This window comes from Kitasatospora sp. CB01950, from assembly GCF_001905465.1.
Lineage (GTDB): Bacteria > Actinomycetota > Actinomycetes > Streptomycetales > Streptomycetaceae > Kitasatospora.
This window is the reverse complement of the sequence record NZ_LISX01000003.1, coordinates 168,635-189,153: the sequence shown is the minus strand read 5'-3', so window position 1 is coordinate 189,153 and position 20,519 is coordinate 168,635. Positions and strand designations below refer to the sequence as shown.

Below are 20,519 nucleotides of genomic sequence, written 5' to 3'. Positions count from 1 at the left end.
GGACTCCGGAAGATGACCCAGCCACCCGAAATCACCTACAGCGACGAGCTGTTGGCCGACGGAACGGTGCACCGCCGGTACTCCGACGGCCGCAGCGAGTGGCGCAGCCGTGGCGCCGACGGCCGCATCCACTGGCGCGACGACCGGGGCGACTCCGGCACCGACGAGCGACTAGGCCGCGACCTGGTCAAGCGCATCCACGCCGACGGCCACGCCGGCTACGGGCGCGACATCGGCTACGGCCGCACCGTGTGGGGCCAGGGCCGCTACGTGCTGGTCAACCGCAGCTCGTTCCCGGGCCGGGTCGGCGTCGTGCTGGGCGCGCTCGGCCTCGGCGCGGGCATCGCGGCCGCCCAGTACGCGCCCGATCTGCTGTCGGCGGCAGAGGAGGAGGAACTGCGACGCCAGGCCGCCGAACGCGCCCGCGACAGTGGCGGGGACGGCGGCGGCGGTGATGGTGGCGACAGTGATGGTGGAGACGACGGCGGGAGCGACGGGGGCGACAGCGGCGGGTTCGACGACGGATTCGACGACCACGACGGTTTCGGCACGGCCGGCGACGGCGGCGACGGGCACCACCCGGCGGACGGCGACGCCTGGGACGGGGACGACTTTGGCTGAGTCGCGCCGGCTGGCCGAACCCCCGCTCCGCACCGCGCACCGGCCGGCCCGCTACACCGTCCTCTCACTGCCTGCGGACGGCGCTCGCCGCCCCGAACCCGCCCTGGTGGCAGGCCCGTTCACCTCCGGCGGCCGCACCGTCTCGGCCGCCCTGCTGACCGGTGTCCCCGGCTTCGCGGACGGCCCGTTCACCGTGGACGGCCGGACCGCCGTCGGCGAGGTCACCCTGCACAACCAGGACGAGCTGCACGCTGCCCTGGCCGCCGCCGGACACCCCGCCGAACCGGCCTGCCCGGACGGCGAGTTGCTGCTGCGCTGCTGGCTGGCGCTCGGCCCGGACGGGCTGCGGGCGGCGGACGGCATGTTCACCCTCGCGGTCCTGGACGGCCCGGACCTGGTGCTGATCCGCGACCACACCGGCGCCCGCACGGCGTTCCACTGCCGCACCCGCGACGGCGGCTGGGCGGTGTCCAGCTCGCTCCGCGCACTGCGCGAACGCCCGGACGTGGACACCGGGTTGAACCTCGCGGCCGTCCGGTCCTTCCTCACCTTCGCCTACCTTCCGGGCACCGAGACCCTGCTGCGCGGGGTCTCCGAGCTGCTGCCCGGCAAGGTCACCCGCCTGCGCGCGGACGGCTCGGTGCACGTCGAGGAGTTCTGGGAGCCGCAGGCCCGGACACTTGACCATACGGACGAGCAATACGCCTCGGGCCTCCGGGAGTTGCTGGAGCGCGCGGTGGCGCGGCGACTCCCGGACGGGCAGGACGTGGCGGTGCTGCTGTCCGGCGGGGTGGACAGTTCGCTGGTGACGGCGCTGGCCGCCCGACTGCACGACCGGCCGGTGCACACCTACTCGATCAGCTTCGGCAACGAACTCCCCAACGAGCTCGGCTACTCGGGCCTGGTCGCCGCCCACTGCGGCACCCGGCACCGGGTGCTGACCGTGCCGGGCGAGCAGGTCGCGGCGCGCCTCGCCGACACCGTCGCGCTGCTGGACAGCCCGGTCGGCGATCCGCTGACCGTGCCGAACCTGATGCTCGCGGAGGCGGTCGCCGGCGACGGGCTGGCCGTGTCACTGAACGGCGAGGGCGGCGACCCGGTGTTCGGCGGGCCGAAGAACCTGCCGATGCTGGTGTTCGAGCTGCTTCGCGACGACGCGTCCGAACAGGCCCGCGCCGAAGCCTACTTGCACACCTACCGCAAGTGCTGGGAGGACCTGCCGGTCCTGCTCACCGGCGAGGCGCTGGCCGAACTGGACGCCCTCGGACCGGACACGCACCCGCGCCGGCACGTCGCGCCGTACCTCACCGACCGCCGAATGCCGTCGCTGATCGACCAGTTGCTGCACTGCAACCTGCGTACCAAGGGCGCGCACCACATCCTCACCAAGGTGGAACGGCTGACCGCCTCGCAGGGCATCCAGGGCCGCTCGCCGCTGTTCGACCGCCAGGTCGTGGACCATGCGTTCGCCACCCCGCCGACGCTCAAACTCCGTGCCACCGAGGAGAAGTGGATCCTCAAGGAGGCGGTCCGCGACCTGCTGCCGGACACCGTCACCTACCGGCCCAAGAGCGGCATGCGGGTGCCGGTACAGCAGTGGCTGCGCGGCCCGCTCGCCGAACTCACCGGCGACCTGCTGCTCGGCCCCACGGCCCGCGCCCGCGGACTGTTCCGGGCGGACACGGTGGAGACCTGGATGCACGGCGGCGGCCTGCTGCTGCCCCGCCAGGGCGGCAAGCTGTGGCTGCTGCTCACCCTCGAACTCTGGCTGCGCGCCTACGACTTGTGACCTTGCGACCTTGTGACCTTGTGACCTTGTGATCTCTGGAGCAGCGCTGATGGACCTCATGGATCTGATCGACCCGCGCACCGGCGCCGTCCGCCGCACCCTCGCCCCCGGCCGCGCCGCCGAGGTGTCCGCCGTCGTCGCCGCCGCCCGCGCCGCCCGACCCGGCTGGGCCGCGCTCACCCCGCGCGAGCGGCACCGCCGGCTCTCCGCGTTCGCCGACCTGATCGAGCAGCACGCCTCCGCGTACGTGGAGGCCGAGTGCGCGGGCACCGGAAAGCCCGCCGCCGAGGCGGCCGGTGAGATCGCCGAGGTCGCCGATCTGTTCCGGTTCTACGGCGGCGCCGTCCGGGCCGGAACCGCGCCCGCCGCGGGCGACTACCTGGCCGGGCACCAGAGTTGGGTGCGCTGGGAGCCAGTCGGCGTGGTGGCGGCCGTCGTGCCGTGGAACTACCCGCTGCTGATGGCCGGTTGGCGCTGCGCCCCTGCCCTCGCGGCCGGCAACACGGTGATCCTCAAGCCCGCCGAGACCACCCCCGACAGCGCCCTGCTGCTCGCCGCACACGCCGAACAGGCCCTCGGCCCGGGCGTGTTGACCGCCCTCCCGGGCGACCGGGAGACCGGCCGGCTGCTGGTCGGCGCCGGCTGCGACCTGATCGCCTTCACTGGCAGCCCCGGCGCGGGCGCCGACATCGCCGCCCGCGCCGGGCTCACCCCCGTGAGCCTCGAACTCGGCGGCAACAGCCCGGTGTTGGTCCTCCCCGACGCGCCCGCCGACACCTGGCAGCAGCTCGCCGCCGCCTGCACCTACAACGCCGGCCAGAGCTGCGCCGCCCCCGCCCGGATCATCGTCCTCGACCCGGCCTACGACGACGCGGTCTCCGCGCTCGCCGCCGCGATGGCCGAACGCCGGGCCGGAAGCGACTTCGGCCCGCTCAACAACCCCGACCAGGCGGGCCGTTACGACCGCATCCTGGCCGCGAGCTCGGCCAAGAACGTGCTCGTCGCGCCCGGCCGCACGGACGGCCTGTGGCGGCCCGCGACCGTCCTCGCCGACCTGCCCGCCGACGATCCGGCCGTCGTCGAGGAGGTGTTCGGCCCGCTGCTCACCGTTCAGCGCGCCGGGAGTCTCGACGAGGCCGTCGCCCTCGCCGAGTCCGTCCCGCAGGCCCTCGCCGCCTCCGTCTGGACCACCGACCTCTCCACCGGACTCGCCCTCACCGACCGCATTTCCGCCGGCGAGGTCTGGCTCAACTGCCACCTTGCGCAGTCCGCCGAACTCCCTCACAGCGGCCGTCGATCCAGCGGCGCGGGCACCGACCTGTCCGCCCTCGCCCTGCGCGAGTACCAGCGGCCCAAGACCGTCACCGCCCGACTCGGCTGACACAATCGGCGAATGGACGAACAGCAGCTGACGGGCGGTCTGGCCAACGCCGGCGCGGTGGTGCGCCGCGGCACGGTGGTGGAGCGGCCCGCGGGCCCCAACGCGCCCGCCCTGCACGGCTTCCTGCGCGCCCTGCGGGCGGGCGGATTCCCGGACGCGCCACTGCCGGTGGCGGAACTCACGGGCGGACGCGAGCAGTTGGAGTTCCTTCCGGGCGACGTCGCGGTGCTGCCGTACCCGGCGTGGGCGCTCGGCGAGCAGGCGCTGACCTCGGTGGGCCGCCTGCAATCCTGGCTGTCCGAACACCGCCCGACCCTGGAGCGCGCACTGAGGCCCTGACGGCATCCCGACTGTCACAACCGGCCCGCAGCGCCGGCACCCGTCCACCGGACCGTCCTGGAGCGGTCCGTCCCGGAACGGGTTGCGCCGCCGGCCGGGTGAGGGGCGGGTTGGTGGGTGGTGCGGGGCGGGAAGGGCTGACGGAATGAGCAGCGGTGGCGGCGTGATGTTGGCGGTGTCGAGCGCCCGGCGGGTGTTCGACGAGGGGTGGGTGCTGGAGCGGAAGTGGGACGGCGTCCGGGCGCTGGCGGTGCGGGACGGCGAGCGGGTGACCTTGCGTTCGCGCACCGGGCAGCACCTGGAAAGCGCTTACCCGGAGCTGCTGGAGGCCCTCGCCGCACAGTCGGTGCCGCGTTTCGCGGTGGACGGCGAGATCGTCGCCTTCGAGGGCGGCCGGACCAGTTTCGCCCGGCTCCAGCAGCGGATGGGGCTGCACGATCCGGTCCGGGCGCTGGCCAGCGGCGTCGCGGTGGAGTACGTGCTGTTCGACCTGCTGGCCCTGCAGGGGCACGACACCACCGCACTGCCGCTGCTCGACCGCAAGCAACTCCTCTCCGAGGCGGTCGAGTTCGGGCTTCCGCTGCGCCTGTCGGAGCACACCCTCGCCGAGCCGGACGTCCCCGTCCCGCTCGCGGAGGCGTGCGCGCACGGATGGGAGGGCCTGATCGCCAAGCGCTCCGCCGGCCGGTACGTGTCCGGCCGTTCGAGTGACTGGCTGAAGCTCAAGTGCGAGACCGGGCAGGAGTTCGTGGTCGGCGGCTGGACCGACCCGGCGGGCAGCCGGGAGGCGTTCGGCGCGCTTCTGATCGGCTACCACGAGCACGGCCGGCTGCGCTACGCGGGCAAGGTCGGCACCGGCTTCGACACCCGCACCCTGCACGCCCTGCACGCCGCCCTCGTTCAACTCTCCTCCCCCACCAGCCCGTTCGACCCGGCCGAGGACGTGCCGACGCGCACCTCGCACTGGGTGCGGCCCGAACTCGTCGTCCAGGTCGGCTTCACCGAGTGGACCCGCGACGGCCGCCTGCGCGCACCCCGCTACCAGGGCGTCCGCACCGACCGCCCGCCCACCGAGGTGGTCCGCGAACGGCCTGCCTGAACCCGCCTTCGCCACCAAGGAGTTGACGCACCCGCACCCGCATCCGCACCGGCGTCGCCGTCGTCAGACGCAGACCCCGACCGGGGCCTTGGGTCCGCACCAGTTGATGCGCAGGGCGTTGATCGCATTGTTGGCCGAGTCGTAGACGAAGGTCACCGGGCCGGCGGGCAGCAGCGGGCCGTCGGTGGTGGTGGTGATCACGCCCTTGGCGACGGTGCCGGAGACGGTGTCGATCCTGCCGCTCGCCCGTGCCCCGAGCCGGATCTCGGAGCCGACCCAGGTGTCGCACGGCTCGGGGTCCTGGTCGCAGTTCTTGTAGGTGCGCATCATCATCGTGAACGACCCGTCGGCGCTGACCGTCATCTGGTTGCCGTGGCCGCCCCAGTCCCCGGTGAACAGGGTGAAGTCGGCCGGACCGGCGGACGCGGAGCTCGAAGGGTCCGGCTCCGTTGCGGAGTGCGGCGCCGGGGGCGCGGAGTCGCAGCCGGCCGCACCGACGGCCAGCATCGCCGCAGCCATGAGCACCGCGGCCCGGTGGGTGTTCATGCTCGCCTCCAGGACGACTCGGTGCGCACCGCCGGCCGGCGCGCTCAGCCCTTGTTCCGGCACAGGTCGGTGTGCGCGACGCCGGGGACGTACTGGTTCCACTCCTGGGTCGTCGCCGTGTCGCCGATGGTCCGGCACAGCCGTGCGACGACCGCCTCGGGGTCGCTGGTCCACAGGTAGGTCTCGCCGAGGTCCGCAGCGGTGACGATCAGTCGGCCGACGCCCGGTCCGCGGTCCGGGCCGACCGCGGCGAAGGCGTTTCCGTAGGCGAGGCCGGCCTGGTCCGGCTGGTCGTAGTGCCCGAGCGGCGTGGGGTTGCCCGGATCGCGCACGTCCCACATCCGGGCGGCGCCGACGGTGTCGAGGCCGATCAGGAAGGCGCCGTCCGCGCTGTAGTTCAGCGTCAGCAATTCGGCTCCGCCGCCGGGCAGGGAGGCGAGCCGCGTCGCCCGGCCGTCCGGTGCGATGCGCCAGAACGCGACGCTCCCGTCCGGCCCGCCCGCGGCCAGCACCGAACCCTTCGGGGCGAACTGGACGGCCGTCACGATGCCGATCCGGTCGGCGATGCCGGTGAGCGGCTTCGGGTCGGCCGGGTCGCGGACGTCCCAGAGACCCGGCTTCGCGGGGCCCAGGAGGGTCGCGCTCTGGTTGTCGGGGAGGTTGCCGACCGCCAGCAGTGCCCCGTCGGCGCTGAGGGTCGCATGCCCACCGAGGGCGCCGTCCCCGCGGAGGGTGGCGAGGAGTTCGGGCCGTGAGATGTTCGAGGCGTCGATCAGCTGGACGAGGGCCCGATCGCCGGCCCGCGCCACGATCGTCCGCCCGTCGGGGCTGAACGCGACCTCGATGGCCTCGGGGAAGGCGCCCACGCCGGACAGGCCGACCGAGCCCGCCTCCACCGGATGCTTCGGATCGGTCACGTCCAGCAGCGTGACCGCCTTCTCCCCGCCGATCGCGAGGGTGCGGCCGGCCAGGGCGACGCGGTAGACCTCACCGTCTCCTTTGCGTTCCCACACGACGTGCGGGCGCTCCCGGTCGCCGACGTCCCACAGGCGCACGTCGTCGACGCCCGCCGTGGCCATGGTCGAGCCGTCGGGGGACAGCGCCACGGAGTCGGCGTCCGGCAGGTCGGGCAGGGTCGCGAGCGCGGCCGGGCGCCGCAGGTCCGCCGCGCTCCACAGCTTCACCTTGTCCTCCAGGGCGCGCGAGTTGCCGATGGCGCTCTTGTCCAGGGCGACGAGCGTGCTGCCGTCGGGGCTGAAGGCCACCTCGGTGCTGGCGCTGCCGTCGAGCGGCGTCGGGAGCGCGAACGGCTGCTGCGGGTCGGTGAGGTCCCAGAGCCGGATCGGCGTGAGGCCCCTGAGGGAGCTCGCGGCCAGGAAGTGCCCGTCCGGCGAGAACGCGACGCCGGCCATCCGGTCGGGGACGTCGACCGTGGCGATCGTCTCCGGGTGGGCCGGATCGCGGGTCCCCCACAGGTGCACCTTCTGGTCGATGCCGGTCGCGGCCAGCAAGTGACCCGACGGGGCGAAGGCGACGGCGCGCATCTGCTCGCTGCCCGGGATGCCGGCGGCGAGGGTGGGGGCGGCCGGGTGCGTGATGTCCCACAGGCCGGTCGACCCGTCGGCGTTCGACCCGGCCAGTTGCCGCCCGTCCGGGCTGACGGCCAGTCCGGTCACCGTGGAGGTCCCGCCGTCGAAGGCCGCCAGTGGGGTGGTGGCTCCGTTCGGTTCCGGGTCCCACAGTCGGACGGTGTGGTCGTCCCCGCCGGCGGCGAGCAGTCGGCCGTCGGGGCTGAAGGCGGTGGCCTCGATCGGCTGGGCCGCGCCCGGCAGCGTGCGGGTGCGCACGGGGTGGCCCGGGTCGGCGACGTCCCAGACCTCCAGGCCGCCGGCGCTGGTCCCCACGGCCAGCGCGTCCCCGTCCGGGCGGAACGTCATGGCCGTCACGCCCACGGTCGGCAGCGTCGCCGTGAACCGGTGCTCGGAGCGGCTCCACAGCTCGGCCCGGCCGTCGGCGACGACGGCGATCAGGATGTCGGTGACGGCCACGTGCAGGACGCCGGGCACGGCGATCGTCCCGGGCACGCGGAATCCGCTGGCCAGGGCGTCGAAGGCCTCGGGCGTCGGTGCGGTGCGGAACGCCGCGATCCGCTCCTGTTTGGCGATGTTCGGCTGGGGCTGGTCGAGCAGGGCCGCCTGCGCGGCCAGCCCCCGCGACATGGCCCGGGCGCGTTCGCGGACGGTGTCGCGGTGCTCCTGGAGGGCCGCCCCCGCACCGGTGGCGCTGACGGCGACCAGCGCCAGCGCGACCGCGAGGCGACCGGTGCGGTACCTGCGCGCGTACCGGTCGGCCTGCCGCAGGGTCCGGGCGAACCTGACGTCGCCGGGTTCGGGCGCCTTGGCGACGTCGAGCCGGTTCGCCTCGGGCACCACCAGGCGCAGCCCGTCGCGGCGCGCGGCCAGCAGTTTGGCGTCCAGATCGCCGATCCTGACGAGGTATTCGGTGCCGTCGAGCGCGCCGGTGACCGCCGTCCGGGGCCGCAGCCCGCGGGCGAACCCGCGCAGCCCGGTCGGGCCGGGCCGTCCGGTCGGCGAGCGGCGCAGCAGCTCGCGCAGGCCCAGCGCGAAGGCCAGGCCGAGCGAGGGGCCTTCGAGCCGGGCCGGGGCGGCCTGGCCGTCGGACAGGACGATGCGCCACAGCACGCACCGCCGCTCGCGCCGCTCCCCGGCCAGCCGCCAGGCGTGGCCCAGCGCGGTGGCGAAGTCGCCGTTGGGGCTGCGCACGCCGACCATCGTCCGCGGATCGGGGTACAACCCCGGTGGCCCGGCGGGGAATTCACGGAGTTCCAGCACACCGGTCACGCCCTCCGGCCCGGCGGTCGGCCCGTCCGCCCCCGCCGACCGGGCGAACACCACCGCCACCCGGACGGCCCGCCGGCCTCGCGGTTCGACCCCCGCCAGCATCAGCGCGGCGATCGCGACCAGACTCTCGGCCGCCGGGCTCGGCCGGCCCGGCCCGGCGGCCGCCCGCAGCTGCCCGATCCGCTCCAGCGCGGCGCTCAGCGTGCCGGCCAGCCGTGGGGTGAGCGCGTTCAGCCCGCTGCCGGAGGGGTACGCCGGCACCGGCGCGGAGTCCGCGCAGAGCAGGCCGCTGCGGTCCCAGTCCGCGGTCAGTTCCAGCAGCGCCGGGTCGTGCTCCGCGATCCGGTCCGCGGGCGCGGCCAGCGTCCGGGCCAGCAGCAGCGGGTGGTCGACCGAGCCGACGGACGCCGCGCCCGGGTCCGGGGCCGTCGCGTTCAGCCAGTCGCGCAACTCCGCGCAGCGCGGGCCGTACAGCCACCCCGGGTCCGAGCGCACCGCCTCGCTGCAGCAGCTCCACCACAGCGGCGGATCGCCCAGCAGCGCCTGCCGGACCGCGGCCTGCGGGCCGGCCGGACCGCTCAGCAGGCTCTCCAGCGCGGGCCGGGCTGCGCGCGGCCGGGCCTGGGCCCGCTTCTCGGTCACCCGAGTTCCCGGTCGATGACGGCGCGCAGGTCGTCGTCCGCGAGCAGCGCCCCGACCTGCCGCCAGGCCTCGCGGGTCGCCTCGTTGAGGGCGGCCCGGACGGACCCGGCGACCTGTTCCGGGCTCCAGGAGCTCGCGGGGCCGACCGGACCGGCGTCCGAGGCCGTCAAGCTCGACCCGGCGCCGAAGCCCGGGAGCCGGACGTACGAGGCGGGCGGCCCGAACCGCCCCCGCACCACCGGGACCAGCAGCAGGCGCCCGATGCCGTCCGGCCCGGTGTAGCCGACCGCCGTCATCAGCGGCCGGTCGGCCCCGGCGGTGTCCACGATCAGCTCCAACCGGTGGTCGGGGCCGGTGGCGCCGGGCCCGCGGACCAGGAACCTGGCGCTGCCGTCCGGGGACGAGGCCTCGATCAGCACCGAGTCACCTCCGGCGGCAGCCAGGCCGCCGGCCTGCGGGAGCCGGGGCAGCGCGAACCATCCCGGCGCGACCGCGACGGCCCGCGGCCGGTCCGCCGCCGCGCGCTGCGGGAGCGGGAGCGGCTGCGGGAGGACGACGGGGGTCGGGGTCGGGGTCGGGGTCGCGGTTCGGCCGCGCGCGGGCCGCAGCTGCGCCCCGGTGAACGAGGCCCAGACCCGCCGGCCCAGGGAGTGGCCGTCCCGGCCGTGTCCCGAAGGCGGCGGCGGGACGTACGACAGCGGGCGGCCGGTGAAGGACCGCCAGGACCGTGCGAGCACCGAGCCGGTGGTCATTGCGCCTCCCCGGTGCGCGGCCGGGCGGCTTCGGCGTCGTTCGGCGATGGCGCGTCCGACTCGCCGGTGCCCGGCCCGCGCAGCGCCTCGGCGGGCGTGGCCGCCCGCCCGACCTGGGCGAGCAGCGCCGGAGCCGAGGCCCCGACGGCCACGGCGGCGTACACGCCGGTGATCTGGACGTGCAGCAGCCATCCGGCCGCGCCGCCCAGGAGCACCCGCAGGAGCGCCGCGAGCGAGTCCGCGAGCGGATCGACGAATACGGCCAGCCGGGGAAGCGGTGCCGCCGTGACCCGCGCCGCATGCCGTGCCTGCTGCCAGTCCTTCAGCCGGCCGTAGGCCACGACCGCCTCGGCGATCAGCCCGCCCCCGGCGCCGCAGGCCGCGGCCTCCCACCATCCCAGCATCGACCAACCCCCAGAGCCGACCTGTCCCGGGGCCCGGGCGTGCCGGGCTGCCGCCGGATCGGTCGGCCAATCGCATTGCAGGACAAGCCAGTTGACGTCCAGCGTAGGCCGCCGAACGGTCGGCCGCAGGACTGTCCGACGGCCGTTGCAGACTCGAAATCGTTCGCGGTCGGCGCTATGCGGCCGGTGCCGCCGGGGCGGCGGGCACGGCGGGGCGGCGGGCGCGGTCTGCTGGACGCCTGGCGGGGCGGGTGCCCGGGCGGGGGCGGGATGCCGCGTCGGCAGGCGGGCCTATCGGGTGAAAACGGCGGCCAATGCGTCAGATTCCCCCGGGCAGGGCCGAGCATGGCGGCCATGACCCTCCTCAGAACGGCGCGACGGCTCACGCCCCGCCTCCGGAACGCAGCCCACCTCGTTTCGGTCACCTGTGCCGCATTCGTGCTGGCGACCGGCTCCTCCACCGTGGCGTACGCCGCCACCGGCGACTTCACCTACACCGACATCGACGGGGTCGACCACACCCTGGTCGACCCGCCGAGCGGCGAGTGCATCAGCTTCGGCCTCCCCGTGACCGGCGCGGACAACGAGACGAACACCTCGGCGAGCGTCTACGAGAACACCGACTGCAGCGGACCGGCCCTGGACACGCTCCCCCCGAATACCGGCATGTCCTGGGGCTCGGTCCTCCCCAACGCCGTCCGCTTCAACTTCTTCTGAGGACCGTTCACGGCCCGCGGTCGGTGGCGGCCCACCACTCCGCCCGCCCAGTCGCTCCACTCGGATGGGTCATCTGACATGCCGCACAAGGGATTTGACTCTACGGTGCGGTTGCGGGGGCCTGATCGAGCGAGAGGTTTCACTGGCATGGCTGGCAAGTTCGAGCTGTACATGGACGAGATGGGCAGTCACCGCTTCCGCCTGAAGGCGGCCAACGGCGCGATCGTGGTGACCGGAGAACCGGAGGAGTCCCGCGAGCAGTGCCTGAAGAGCATCGAGTCGATCCGGAAGCTCGCACCGTACGCGCAGCTCCAGGAGGCCTGAGGCACACCGGCCCCCCGCACGGGGCCGCGGCGACGAGTCTGTGACCGACCCGACGGGTTGTCACAGGCTCGTCGCCGTGACGGTTGCCGCGCCCGGCGCCAAGGCATGCTGGGGAGGGACGGGGCGGACCGGGCGAGGGGGTTGGCGATGGCGGGGCGTGAACTGCTGGCGGCGGCGGGGGTGCTGTTCCCCGACGATCAGGGCCGGGTGCTGGTGGCGCGGGTGTCGTACCTGACGAAGCACCCGATCGAGGTGCTGGGCGGCGGCTGGGACGCGTCCGACCCGTCACCCCGGTACACGGCCGTCCGGGAGATCCAGGAGGAGTTGGGCATCACCCCGGTGCTGCGCGAACTCGCCTGCCTGGACTGGTCCCGCGACCGCCACCGGCCGCCCATCGCGGCGTTCCTGTACTGGGCCGATCCGCTGACGGCGGAGCAGCGGGCGGCGATCCGGCTGGAGACGGAGGAGCTGGACGCACTGGTGTACCTGACGCCCGATCAGCTGCTGTCGGCGCTGCCGCCGCTGCTGTCGCGGCGGGTCGGGTCCTGTGTGCTGGCGCCGCGGTCGGCCGCGCCGCTGGAGCTCGCTGACGGTCTGCCGGTCGGCCACACGGCCCGGCACCTGCGGCCCTGGCCGGCCCCCGCGTACACCGGCCCGGCCGGGATCGCCGACCTGCTGCCGCCGGGCGGTGACCGGGTCGCGCCGCCGCCGCCGATGGACCGGGAGACGTACCTCGCGAGCCGTCCGCGGATCCGGGCGAAGGCGCGGACGCTGTTCACGGACGGGCGCGGCCGGGTGCTGCTGGTGCGGTTGGCGCCGTGGAACGGCGAGTCGCCGTGGGTGCTGCCGGGCGGGTCGATCGAGGCGGACCGCGAGCTGCCGCGGGAGGCCGCGCGGCGCGAGACGCGGGAGGAGCTCGACTGGGACTGCGAGCCGGGCCGGCTGCTGGCGATCGACTGGATGCCCGGTGTGGACGGTCAACTCGCGCGCACCGTCCTGGTGTTCGACGGCGGGACGGTGACGTCCGAGCTGCTGGCGACGGTCCGGCTGCAGGAGGAGGAGCTCTCCGAGTGGGGCTTGTTCGAGCCCGAGGAGGCTCGGCGGCTGCTGCCCCCGGCTGGCGCCGGACGGCTGGCCGCCTGTCTGGCCGTCCGCGCGCTGCCGCCCGGCGCGGGGCCGGCCGAGCTGGTGAACGGCGTGCCGCAGTCCGGTTCGCCGCCGGTCGCCGGCCCCGGCGGGTCGCGCGGGTAGCCGGGGCCCCGTTGCGGGCAGGATCAGCGGCAGGAGTGGCGGCAGGCCGAGGACAGGTCGGCGACACGAGCGACAGCAGGTCGGCGACAGGATCGACGGCAGGCCGGCGACAGGATCGGCGAGCGCGGGCAGGGAGTACCGATGGAACGAGCGACGGGGACCGGGCTGGGCCTGGACGGGTGCGCGGTGCTGGGGCTGGGCGGCGGCGACCGGCTGGTGCTGCACCTCGACGGCGGGCTGCGGCTGACGGTCCGCAACGACTTCCGGCTGCTGCGGGGCGCGGAGGTCGACCACTTCTACCCCGCGCTCGGCGTCGCCCCGGCCGGTGCGCTCGGCGCGCTGTCGGACGCCACCGTCACCGCCGCGACCGTCACCCCCGCCGGGGGCCTGCGGCTCGCCTTCGACACCGGCCACACCCTTGCCGTCGCCCCCGACCCGGGCCCCGGCGGGCCCGTCCACCCGTGGCAGCTGGCCTCCCCCGCCGGCCTGCTCTTCACCGGCGGACCGGACGGCGGGCCTGCCCTCTGAGCACGGGCGGACCTACCGCCTGAGCACGGGCGCGCCTGCTGCCCGAGCACGGGCGGACCTGGTGCCCGAGCAGGTGGCGGGCGGGGGTGGAGATCGGGCCCGACGTGCGGCTCGTTACGCTCCCACGATGATCATCTTTTCCGCCCCCACCACCGTCTTCGACATCGACGGCACGCTCTGCTTCGACGGAAGGACGATCGATCCCCGCATCCTCTCCGCCCTCGACGCCTGCGAACGGGCCGGCCACGAACTGGTCTTCGCCTCCGCCCGGCCGATCCGCGACCTCCTGCCGGTGCTGGAGGGCGCGTTCCCCAGCGCGACGCTGATCGGCGGCAACGGCAGCCTGGTCTCGGTCGGCGGGCGGGTCCGGATGCGGGCCGCGTTCAAGCCCAAGGACCTCGCCGAACTGCTGGACGAGGCCGGGCGGTTCCGGGCCGGCTACCTCGCCGACGGCCCGTGGGACTACGCCTACACCGGCCCCGAGGACCACCCGATCCTCACCCGCGTCGACCAGAGCCGGGTGGCCCGCCGCGTCCAGCTCACCGAACTCTCCGCCGTGGTCAAGCTCCTGGTGGTCTCCGCGACCGACCTGTTCGCCCTGGCCGCGTCCTGCCGCGCCCGCGGCATCGCCGTCAACCACCACGTCGACGAGGCGATCATCGACTTCGCCCCCGGCACCACCGACAAGTACGAGGCCCTCGCCTCCCTCGGCATCACCCACTACAACGCCTTCGGCAACGACATCGACGACCTCACCCTCCTCCGCCACGCCCACCACGCCGTCCGCGTCGGCCCCCACCCCGCCCTCGCGCCCGTCGCCGCCGTCACGGTCGCCCCCGACCCGGAGTCCGTCGCCGCCGAGATCCTCCGCCTCGCCGCCGCCCCGACCGCCTGACCGGAGCACGCCGACCGCCCGAGCGGAGCGCACCGACGGCGCCTGAGCGGTGCACGCCCGGCGGGCCGACCGGAGCGCGCCCGGCGGCCGGTCGTGGGGCCGGTTGTGGGGCCGGTTGTGGGGGCCGGAACCCCGGGGGGCGGGGGCGCATCACTAGGATGACGGCAGGTCGGGGGCCTGGGGCCCGGAGGGGCGGGGACATGTTCGGGATCATCAGGCCGTGCCGGCACCGGTTGTCGGAGCGGCTGCACGCGTCCTGGCTGGCGCACCTGTGCGGGTTGTGCCTGGCGCTGCGGGACGATCACGGGCAGTTGGCTCGGACGGCGACCAACTACGACGGCCTGGTGATCTCGGTGCTGGTCGAGGCGCAGTCGCCACGCGCCGCCGACCGCCGGACGGCGGGCCCGTGCCCGTTGCGCGGGATGCGGACGGCGCCAGTGGCACGCGGCGAGGGGGCGCGACTGGCGGCGGCGGTCTCGCTGGCGTTGGCGTCGGTGAAGGTCCGTGACCATGTGCTGGACGGCGACGGGGTGTTCGCGCGCCGGTCGGTCGCGGCGGGGGCACGGCGAATAACCCGCCGCTGGGAGCGGCAGAGCACGGGCAGCGCGGCAGCCGTCGGCTTCGACACCGGGGTGCTGCTGGCGGCGGCCGGGCGGCAGGAGGAGGCGGAGCGGCTGGTGACGGCCGGCGGACCGCTGCTGCTGGCGACCGCGCCGACCGAGGAGGCGACGGCGGCGGCGTTCGCGCACACGGCCGTGCTGGCGGGCCGCCCGGGCAACGCGACGGCCCTCGCCGAGGCGGGCCGACTGTTCGGACGGCTGGCGCACCTGCTGGATGCCGCCGAGGACCGGCAGCAGGACGAGGCGCAGGGCCTGTGGAACCCGCTGACCGTCTCGAACACCTCGCAGCAGGAGGCGCAGCGGCTGTGTCGGGACGCCGTGCACGGCATCCGACTCGCCCTGGCGGAAGTCGAGTTCACCGACCGCGTGCTGGTGCACCGGCTGCTGGCGCACGAGACCGGCGCGGCCGTCGACCGGGTCTTCGGCCGCCCCGGCCACGCCTGCGCGAGCACTGCCCCGCCCGGCACCGATCCCGACGCGCCCGCCGACCCCCACCTGCCGCCGCCCGGCCCGCAGAAGCCGCGCCGGGACGGCGTCGTGGGCTGCGCGGTCTGGCTGACGATGGCCTGCACGTGCCAGTTGCTGTGCTGCGAGCACGACGACCCGTTCTCCCGGGATCGCCGCAATGGGTTCTGCCAGCGCAACTGCGACTCCTGCTGTGACTGTTGCGACTGCTGCAACGGTTGCGACCCGGACTGCTGCAACTGCTGCGGCTCCTGCGACGACGGCTGCTGCAGCAGTTGCGACTGCGGATGCGACTGCTCGTGACCGACGACTTCCCGTGGCCGACGACTACTCGTGACCTGCGACCGCTCGTAACCTGCGACCGCTCGTTCCCGACGAAGAGCACAACACGAGAGGGCAATTGATGGGCGACATGCAGGAGTTCACGGCCGCGACCGAACTCGCCGACTGGGGCTGGCCGGAGACCCGGGCGCTGGGCGGCGGGAGCGACGACCCGTTCGAAGCGGCGTCGCTGGGCGGGACGTGGCGGCCCAAGGACCGGCACTTCGGCGTGTGGCACGAAGGCCGGGTGGTCGCGCACGCCGGGTCGGTGGTGGCGCCGGTGGAGGTCGGCGGGCAGCGCTTCGACGTGGTCGGCATCGGCGGCGTCATCGTCGACCCCGCCCTGCGCGGTCGCGGCCTGGCCCGGCTCGCCGTCGCCGGCGCGCTCGACGCGGCCCGCGCCGACGGCCTCGACCGGGCCCTCCTCTTCTGCCTCCCGGACCGTGCACCGCTCTACACCCGCCTCGGCTGGTTCCCGCTCCCCGACCCGGTGACGGCCGATCAGCCCGACGGCCCGACACCCGTCCCGGTCGGCGGCATGTGGAAGCCCCTGGTTCCCGGAGCCGACTGGCCCGACGGGCCGGTCCGCCTGCACTCGCTGCCGATGTGATCCGCGCCGCGGGCCGTGAACCGGCGGCCGTTGCAGGGCTGTTGCGCGCAGTGTGACCTGGGTCACGGACCGGCAGGCCGGTGGCGTGATCGACTCGCCGGATGCCTATCTCCGCCTCCGCTTCCGCCGTCGCCCGGCCCGTACTCGCCACCACCGCCCTCACCGCCGCCGCCGTGCTGCTCTCAGGGTGCGGGACGGTGACGGCCGGCAGCGGCGGTTCCGCGTCGCCGTCGGTGAGCGCCGGGCCGTGCGGGGTGGCGCCGACGGCGCCGCCGGAGGGGTGGGTGCGGGACGGCGTGCGGATCGTCGCGGTGAACGACGCCTGCGCGGAGTTCGAGATGACCAACTCGGGCGGCGAGGCCGTCGATGTGTCGGTGCTGTTCGGGTGGACGGGCGTCGGCGATCAATTCGGCAGCAACCCGACCGGCACGCTGACGGCGGTCGCGCCCGGCACGACCGTCCGGGGGCGGGTCGAGACGGGCCGCACCGCGACACCCGGGGCGCCGCTCGCGCCGGCGGTGCGGATCACCCGGGTGCGCAGCGTGCCGACGGCCGAGGCACCGTCGCAGGGCGGGCCGTGCCCGGCGTCGGGGGTGCGGCTCTACGCGGATCAGGGCGATGCGGCGATGGGGCTGCGGGTGGTGGGGCTGCACCTGGTGAACTGCGGGACGTCGCCGGTGACGGTGGACGGCTACCCGCAGGTGCAGGTGCTGGACGAGCAGCACCGGCCGGTGGACCCGCTGCAGGTACTGAAGGGCGGCGCGGCGATCGCCACCGGCACCGGGGCGGACGCGCCGCCGCAGCGCATCGTGCTCGGCACCGGCGAGGGGGCGCGGTCCACGGTGGTGTGGCGCAACACCAATGACGCGGCGTCGGACCCGGTGAACGCCCCGTACCTGCGGGTGCGGGCGACGCCGGACGCGGCCCCGGTGATGGTGACGCCGGAGCTGGACCTCGGCACCACCGGCAGGATCGGCGTGGGCGCATGGACGATCGAGAACGCTCGTTCCTGAACGATCCCGCTCAGCCACCCAAACGGAAAGCGCTTTCCGCGACCCGGCGCGGGTGCGGAAAACGCTTTCCCCACCCGCCTCCGGCCCGCACCAACCCACCCGCCTCCGGCCCGCACCAACCCACTCACCACCGACCCGCACCGACCGCCCCGCCGCTGCCCCGCACCCGTCAGCCGACGTGCACCCGCGGCCGCCGTCCCCGGTCGGGCTCGGCCTCGCGCAGCACCTCGCGGGTGACGGGAGCGACCTCGCCCTGGCCGAACAGGAAGAACCTCAGGAACTGGGCGAACGGGCTGCCCTCGGTCCACTCGAAGTAGATGTGCGGGAGCTGGCCGGTGGTGTCGCGCACGTGCAGCAGTATCGCGGCGAGCGCGTTGGGCACGGAGGAGTGTTCGAGCGCGAGCACCCGGTAGCGGTCGTGCAGCACCTCGCCGCGGACCTTCAACTCGGCCTCGAAGTCGGACGGGTCGAGCACCGTGACCTCGACGAAGACCAGGTCGTCCTCGACCGGGATGTCGTTGTCGGCGCGAATCTGGTGCACCTTGTCGCGATACTCGGCGAGGTCGCGGCCCTTCGGCTCGCTGGCGATGAGGCGGATCGTGCGGTGCGCGGTGTCCCGCACAAAGCGTTCTGCGACCTCGTCCAACTGCACGTCGGTGACACGCAGTTCGAAGGAGCGGGCGAGCCGGGAGGCGAGCGAGACCAGCACGATGCCGGCGATGAAGCAGGCGCCGATCTTCACGCCGTCGGGGCGTTCGGCGATGTTGATGATGGTGGTGTAGACGAACACCGCGGCGATGATCGCGAAGCCGATGGTCCAGTTGCGCTGCCGGGCGGCGTGCGCGGCGATGGTGACGGCGATCGCCGCGGAGGTGATCAGCACCAGCACGCCGGTGGCGTACGCGCCGCCCTGCTTGTCGACGTTGGCGTCGAACAGCCAGGTGATCAGGAAGGCGATCGCGGTGAGCACCAGCACCATCGGCCGCACCGCACGCGCCCAGTGCGGGGCCATGCCGTAGCGCGGCAGGTAGCGGGGCATCAGGTTGAGCAGGCCCGCCATCGCGGAGGCGCCGGCGAACCACAGGATGGCGATGGTCGACAGGTCGTAGATCGAGCCGAAGGCGTTGCCCAGGTAGTGGTGCGCCAGGTACGCGAGGGCGCGGCCGTTCGCGGGGCCGCCGGCCTTGAAGTCGTCGGCGGGGATCAGCAGCGTGGTGATGAAGCTGGTGGTGATCAGGAAGCAGCTCATGATCACGGCGGCGGTGGTGAGCAGCTTGCGGGCGCCGCGAATGCGTCCGGTGGGGCGCTCCTCGGTGTCGTCGGGGTCGCCCTTGATGTGCGGCATCACGGCGACGCCGGTCTCGAACCCGGACAGGCCGAGCGCGAGTTTGGGGAAGACCACCAGGGCGACGCCGACCATCACGATCGGGTTGCCGTGCTCCATGCTGAGGGCGTGCGTCCAGTCGGTGATGACGGACGGGGCGGTCAGGACGTGCCACAGGCCGACCGCGACGACCACCACGTTCAGCGTCAGATAGACCGCGACCAGCACGACCGCCATGCCGATGGCCTCGCTGAAGCCCTTCAGGAAGACGCCGCCGAGCAGCGCGACCAGCAGCAGGGTGATCAGGACCTGGTGGCCGCTGAGCAGGCTGTTCAGGTGCGGGTTCTCGACCAGGTGGGCGGTGGCGTCGGCGGCGGACAGCGTGATGGTGATCACGAAGTCGGTCGCAGCGAAACCGAGCAGGGCAAGAACGAACAGTTTGCCCTTCCAGAACGACAGCAGTCGTTCGAGCATGGCGATCGAGCCTTCGCCGTGCGGGCTCTCCTGCGCGACCCGGCGGTACACGGGCAGTGCGCCGAGCAGGGTGACGGCGACCAGCACGATGGTGGCGATCGGGGAGAGCAGTCCGGCGGCGAGCGCGGCGATGCCGGGCTGGTAGCCGAGGGTGGAGAAGTAGTCCAGGCCGGTCAGGCACATCACCCGCCACCAGCGCTGCCCGTGCTGCTGGTCGATGGCCTGGGCGTGCGGGCCGGGGTGCTGCTTGGCCATGTCCGACAGGCCTTCCAGCAGCCAGGCCCGCAGACGTTCCCGCGCCGAGCCGGTGTCCGCGGAGGCGGAATCGACCACTGTGCTGCTCCTGTCGCGAGGTCGGGAGCCCCGGGCCGCCGGATGCTCCGGCCCACCGGGCGGACTCCCACGTCAATGTAGGTCACGTCCGCCGCCGTCCGGGGCAGGCTGGAGCGTAACGTCCCCCATCTGCGCAGGTCGGCACCGGTCCCGGGGGCTTGACGTCCCGTTGAGACCGCCTTGGCTCGCCATTTGCCTACCGTCCGCTGCCGCCCTCCACGCCGCCTCCACCGCCGGCCTCCACCTCGCCGTCCACCGTCGGCCCGGGACGACCGTTCGAGCACGTCCGGCCGTTCGCTGTCAAGGGCCGACCGGTCCCTTTCCGGGGACGGTCGGGCGGGGTGGGCCCGATCGGGCGGCGGGTACGGTGGGGCAGACTGCAGGGCGTCTGCGCCCGGACGCCGGTCCGGGCTCCGCGGTCGCGCGAGGAGGAGTTGCTGCCATGTCCGAGGGTTCGGCACCGATCAGGGTGTTCCTGCTGGACGACCACGAGGTGGTCCGTCGCGGGGTGCACGACCTCCTGGACTCCGAGCCCGACCTGGAGGTCGTCGGCGAGGCCGGCACGGTCGAACAGGCCCTGGCCCGGGTGCCCGCGCTGCGCCCGGACGTCGCGGTGCTCGACATGCGCCTGCCCGACGGCGACGGCGTCTCGGTGTGCCGGGAGTTGCGTTCACGGATGCCGCAACTCGCCTGCCTGATGCTCACCTCGTTCGACGACGAGGAGGCGCTGCTCGACTCGATCATGGCGGGCGCGGCCGGCTACGTGCTCAAGCAGATCAGCGGCACCGACCTGGTGACGGCGATCCGCACCGTCGCCTCCGGGCAGTCGATGCTCGACCCGGGCGCGGCGACCCGGCTGATGGCCCGCCTGCGCGGCGAGGCCACGGCGCCCGCCCCCGACTTCCCGAACCTGACCGAGCGGGAGCGCGAGATCCTGGCGCTGATCGGCGAGGGCCTGACCAACCGGCAGATCGGCGAGCGGGTGTTCCTCGCCGAGAAGACCGTCAAGAACCACATCTCCCGGCTGCTGGCCAAGCTCGGCGTGGAGCGCCGGGTGCAGGCCGCGGTGATCGCCACCCAGACGATGGCCGCACACGCGCCGGAGCGCAGCGCCTGACCCGGGGGCGTGATCACGGGGTGTGATCACGGGGTGTGCTTCCGGAGATCTGATCGCGGGGGTCTGATCGCAGGGGGTTTGATCGCGGGGGTC

The 20,519-nt window shown here is 74.3% G+C and carries 19 protein-coding genes; 14 read left to right on the top strand and 5 right to left on the bottom strand.

Annotation, left to right across the window (positions count from 1 at the left end; all coding sequences use genetic code 11):
• The first annotated feature begins 12 nt into the window (after window positions 1–12).
• The 5 genes from AMK19_RS09480 to ligD all read left to right on the top strand — a co-directional run bounded on the left by AMK19_RS09480 (window position 13) and on the right by ligD (window position 5,229).
• A complete protein-coding gene (locus AMK19_RS09480) occupies window positions 13–621 on the top strand; it encodes a hypothetical protein (RefSeq protein ID WP_073810060.1) in 609 nt (202 codons plus the stop codon).
• The gene (locus AMK19_RS09475; protein ID WP_073810058.1) at window positions 614–2,410 is read left to right on the top strand and encodes an asparagine synthetase B family protein; all 1,797 of its coding nucleotides are present in this window, start codon (window positions 614–616) and stop codon (window positions 2,408–2,410) included. The genes AMK19_RS09480 and AMK19_RS09475 overlap by 8 nt, the downstream gene beginning before the upstream one ends.
• Before the next feature lie 49 nt (window positions 2,411–2,459).
• Window positions 2,460–3,791: an aldehyde dehydrogenase family protein gene (locus tag AMK19_RS09470; protein ID WP_073810057.1), complete on the top strand. Its 1,332-nt coding sequence runs from the start codon at window positions 2,460–2,462 to the stop codon at window positions 3,789–3,791.
• 12 nt (window positions 3,792–3,803) lie between these two features.
• On the top strand, window positions 3,804–4,130 hold the full coding sequence (locus AMK19_RS09465) for a hypothetical protein (RefSeq protein WP_198953277.1): 327 nt from the start codon (window positions 3,804–3,806) through the stop codon (window positions 4,128–4,130).
• A gap of 145 nt (window positions 4,131–4,275) precedes the next feature.
• Entirely contained in the window at window positions 4,276–5,229 is a 954-nt protein-coding gene (gene ligD / locus AMK19_RS09460; RefSeq protein WP_073810055.1) for a non-homologous end-joining DNA ligase, read from the top strand.
• Window positions 5,230–5,292: 63 nt separating this feature from the next.
• Here the strand turns inward: ligD and AMK19_RS09455 are convergent, their stop codons facing one another.
• Genes AMK19_RS09455 through AMK19_RS09440 form a run of 4 tightly spaced genes read right to left on the bottom strand, consistent with a single transcriptional unit; the run spans window position 5,293 to window position 10,434 of the window.
• The gene (locus AMK19_RS09455) at window positions 5,293–5,775 is read right to left on the bottom strand and encodes a hypothetical protein (RefSeq protein ID WP_073810053.1); all 483 of its coding nucleotides are present in this window, start codon (window positions 5,773–5,775) and stop codon (window positions 5,293–5,295) included.
• Between the two features lie 44 nt (window positions 5,776–5,819).
• A complete protein-coding gene (locus AMK19_RS09450) occupies window positions 5,820–9,278 on the bottom strand; it encodes a WD40 repeat domain-containing protein (RefSeq protein ID WP_073810052.1) in 3,459 nt (1,152 codons plus the stop codon).
• A complete protein-coding gene (locus tag AMK19_RS09445; protein WP_073810050.1) occupies window positions 9,275–10,030 on the bottom strand; it encodes a hypothetical protein in 756 nt (251 codons plus the stop codon). Before AMK19_RS09445 ends, AMK19_RS09450 begins: the two co-directional genes overlap by 4 nt.
• The gene (locus AMK19_RS09440; protein ID WP_073810048.1) at window positions 10,027–10,434 is read right to left on the bottom strand and encodes a hypothetical protein; all 408 of its coding nucleotides are present in this window, start codon (window positions 10,432–10,434) and stop codon (window positions 10,027–10,029) included. The genes AMK19_RS09445 and AMK19_RS09440 overlap by 4 nt, the downstream gene beginning before the upstream one ends.
• Before the next feature lie 354 nt (window positions 10,435–10,788).
• Between AMK19_RS09440 and AMK19_RS09435 the strand changes: the two genes are divergently transcribed.
• From AMK19_RS09435 to AMK19_RS09395, 8 genes are all read left to right on the top strand, one after another.
• Window positions 10,789–11,151, top strand: a complete 363-nt coding sequence (locus AMK19_RS09435; RefSeq protein ID WP_143200131.1) for a hypothetical protein — start codon at window positions 10,789–10,791, stop codon at window positions 11,149–11,151.
• Window positions 11,152–11,298: 147 nt separating this feature from the next.
• The gene (locus tag AMK19_RS09430) at window positions 11,299–11,475 is read left to right on the top strand and encodes a YegP family protein (protein ID WP_073810044.1); all 177 of its coding nucleotides are present in this window, start codon (window positions 11,299–11,301) and stop codon (window positions 11,473–11,475) included.
• Between the two features lie 147 nt (window positions 11,476–11,622).
• Entirely contained in the window at window positions 11,623–12,726 is a 1,104-nt protein-coding gene (locus tag AMK19_RS34215) for an NUDIX hydrolase (RefSeq protein ID WP_158071880.1), read from the top strand.
• Window positions 12,727–12,867: 141 nt separating this feature from the next.
• Window positions 12,868–13,254, top strand: a complete 387-nt coding sequence (locus tag AMK19_RS09415) for a DUF6188 family protein (protein WP_073810041.1) — start codon at window positions 12,868–12,870, stop codon at window positions 13,252–13,254.
• A gap of 127 nt (window positions 13,255–13,381) precedes the next feature.
• Entirely contained in the window at window positions 13,382–14,149 is a 768-nt protein-coding gene (locus AMK19_RS09410) for an HAD family hydrolase (RefSeq protein ID WP_073810038.1), read from the top strand.
• A gap of 200 nt (window positions 14,150–14,349) precedes the next feature.
• Window positions 14,350–15,537, top strand: coding sequence for a DUF5685 family protein (locus tag AMK19_RS09405; RefSeq protein WP_073810035.1), 1,188 nt, complete (start codon window positions 14,350–14,352; stop codon window positions 15,535–15,537).
• A gap of 100 nt (window positions 15,538–15,637) precedes the next feature.
• Complete coding sequence (locus AMK19_RS09400; protein WP_073810033.1) at window positions 15,638–16,165, top strand: GNAT family N-acetyltransferase; 528 nt, start codon at window positions 15,638–15,640, stop codon at window positions 16,163–16,165.
• Between the two features lie 101 nt (window positions 16,166–16,266).
• Window positions 16,267–17,178, top strand: coding sequence for a DUF4232 domain-containing protein (locus AMK19_RS09395; protein WP_073810030.1), 912 nt, complete (start codon window positions 16,267–16,269; stop codon window positions 17,176–17,178).
• A gap of 169 nt (window positions 17,179–17,347) precedes the next feature.
• On the opposite strand, the gene AMK19_RS09390 is transcribed toward AMK19_RS09395, so the two are convergent.
• Complete coding sequence (locus AMK19_RS09390; RefSeq protein ID WP_241844357.1) at window positions 17,348–19,231, bottom strand: amino acid transporter; 1,884 nt, start codon at window positions 19,229–19,231, stop codon at window positions 17,348–17,350.
• Window positions 19,232–19,751: 520 nt separating this feature from the next.
• Here AMK19_RS09390 and AMK19_RS09385 point away from each other — a divergent pair.
• A complete protein-coding gene (locus tag AMK19_RS09385) occupies window positions 19,752–20,426 on the top strand; it encodes a response regulator (protein ID WP_073810027.1) in 675 nt (224 codons plus the stop codon).
• Window positions 20,427–20,519: the final 93 nt, after the last annotated feature.

What these genes read in the sequence shown, in the direction of transcription:
- AMK19_RS09480 (WP_073810060.1), top strand. Translation starts at nt 13, where the DNA reads ATGACCCAGCCACCCGAAATCACCTACAGCGACGAGCTGTTGGCCGAC.
- AMK19_RS09470 (WP_073810057.1), top strand. Translation starts at nt 2,460, where the DNA reads ATGGACCTCATGGATCTGATCGACCCGCGCACCGGCGCCGTCCGCCGC.
- AMK19_RS09465 (WP_198953277.1), top strand. Translation starts at nt 3,804, where the DNA reads ATGGACGAACAGCAGCTGACGGGCGGTCTGGCCAACGCCGGCGCGGTG.
- ligD (WP_073810055.1), top strand. Translation starts at nt 4,276, where the DNA reads ATGAGCAGCGGTGGCGGCGTGATGTTGGCGGTGTCGAGCGCCCGGCGG.
- AMK19_RS09455 (WP_073810053.1), bottom strand. Translation starts at nt 5,775, where the DNA reads ATGAACACCCACCGGGCCGCGGTGCTCATGGCTGCGGCGATGCTGGCC.
- AMK19_RS09445 (WP_073810050.1), bottom strand. Translation starts at nt 10,030, where the DNA reads ATGACCACCGGCTCGGTGCTCGCACGGTCCTGGCGGTCCTTCACCGGC.
- AMK19_RS09440 (WP_073810048.1), bottom strand. Translation starts at nt 10,434, where the DNA reads ATGCTGGGATGGTGGGAGGCCGCGGCCTGCGGCGCCGGGGGCGGGCTG.
- AMK19_RS09435 (WP_143200131.1), top strand. Translation starts at nt 10,789, where the DNA reads ATGACCCTCCTCAGAACGGCGCGACGGCTCACGCCCCGCCTCCGGAAC.
- AMK19_RS09430 (WP_073810044.1), top strand. Translation starts at nt 11,299, where the DNA reads ATGGCTGGCAAGTTCGAGCTGTACATGGACGAGATGGGCAGTCACCGC.
- AMK19_RS34215 (WP_158071880.1), top strand. Translation starts at nt 11,623, where the DNA reads ATGGCGGGGCGTGAACTGCTGGCGGCGGCGGGGGTGCTGTTCCCCGAC.
- AMK19_RS09415 (WP_073810041.1), top strand. Translation starts at nt 12,868, where the DNA reads ATGGAACGAGCGACGGGGACCGGGCTGGGCCTGGACGGGTGCGCGGTG.
- AMK19_RS09410 (WP_073810038.1), top strand. Translation starts at nt 13,382, where the DNA reads ATGATCATCTTTTCCGCCCCCACCACCGTCTTCGACATCGACGGCACG.
- AMK19_RS09405 (WP_073810035.1), top strand. Translation starts at nt 14,350, where the DNA reads ATGTTCGGGATCATCAGGCCGTGCCGGCACCGGTTGTCGGAGCGGCTG.
- AMK19_RS09400 (WP_073810033.1), top strand. Translation starts at nt 15,638, where the DNA reads ATGGGCGACATGCAGGAGTTCACGGCCGCGACCGAACTCGCCGACTGG.
- AMK19_RS09395 (WP_073810030.1), top strand. Translation starts at nt 16,267, where the DNA reads ATGCCTATCTCCGCCTCCGCTTCCGCCGTCGCCCGGCCCGTACTCGCC.
- AMK19_RS09390 (WP_241844357.1), bottom strand. Translation starts at nt 19,231, where the DNA reads ATGGCCAAGCAGCACCCCGGCCCGCACGCCCAGGCCATCGACCAGCAG.
- AMK19_RS09385 (WP_073810027.1), top strand. Translation starts at nt 19,752, where the DNA reads ATGTCCGAGGGTTCGGCACCGATCAGGGTGTTCCTGCTGGACGACCAC.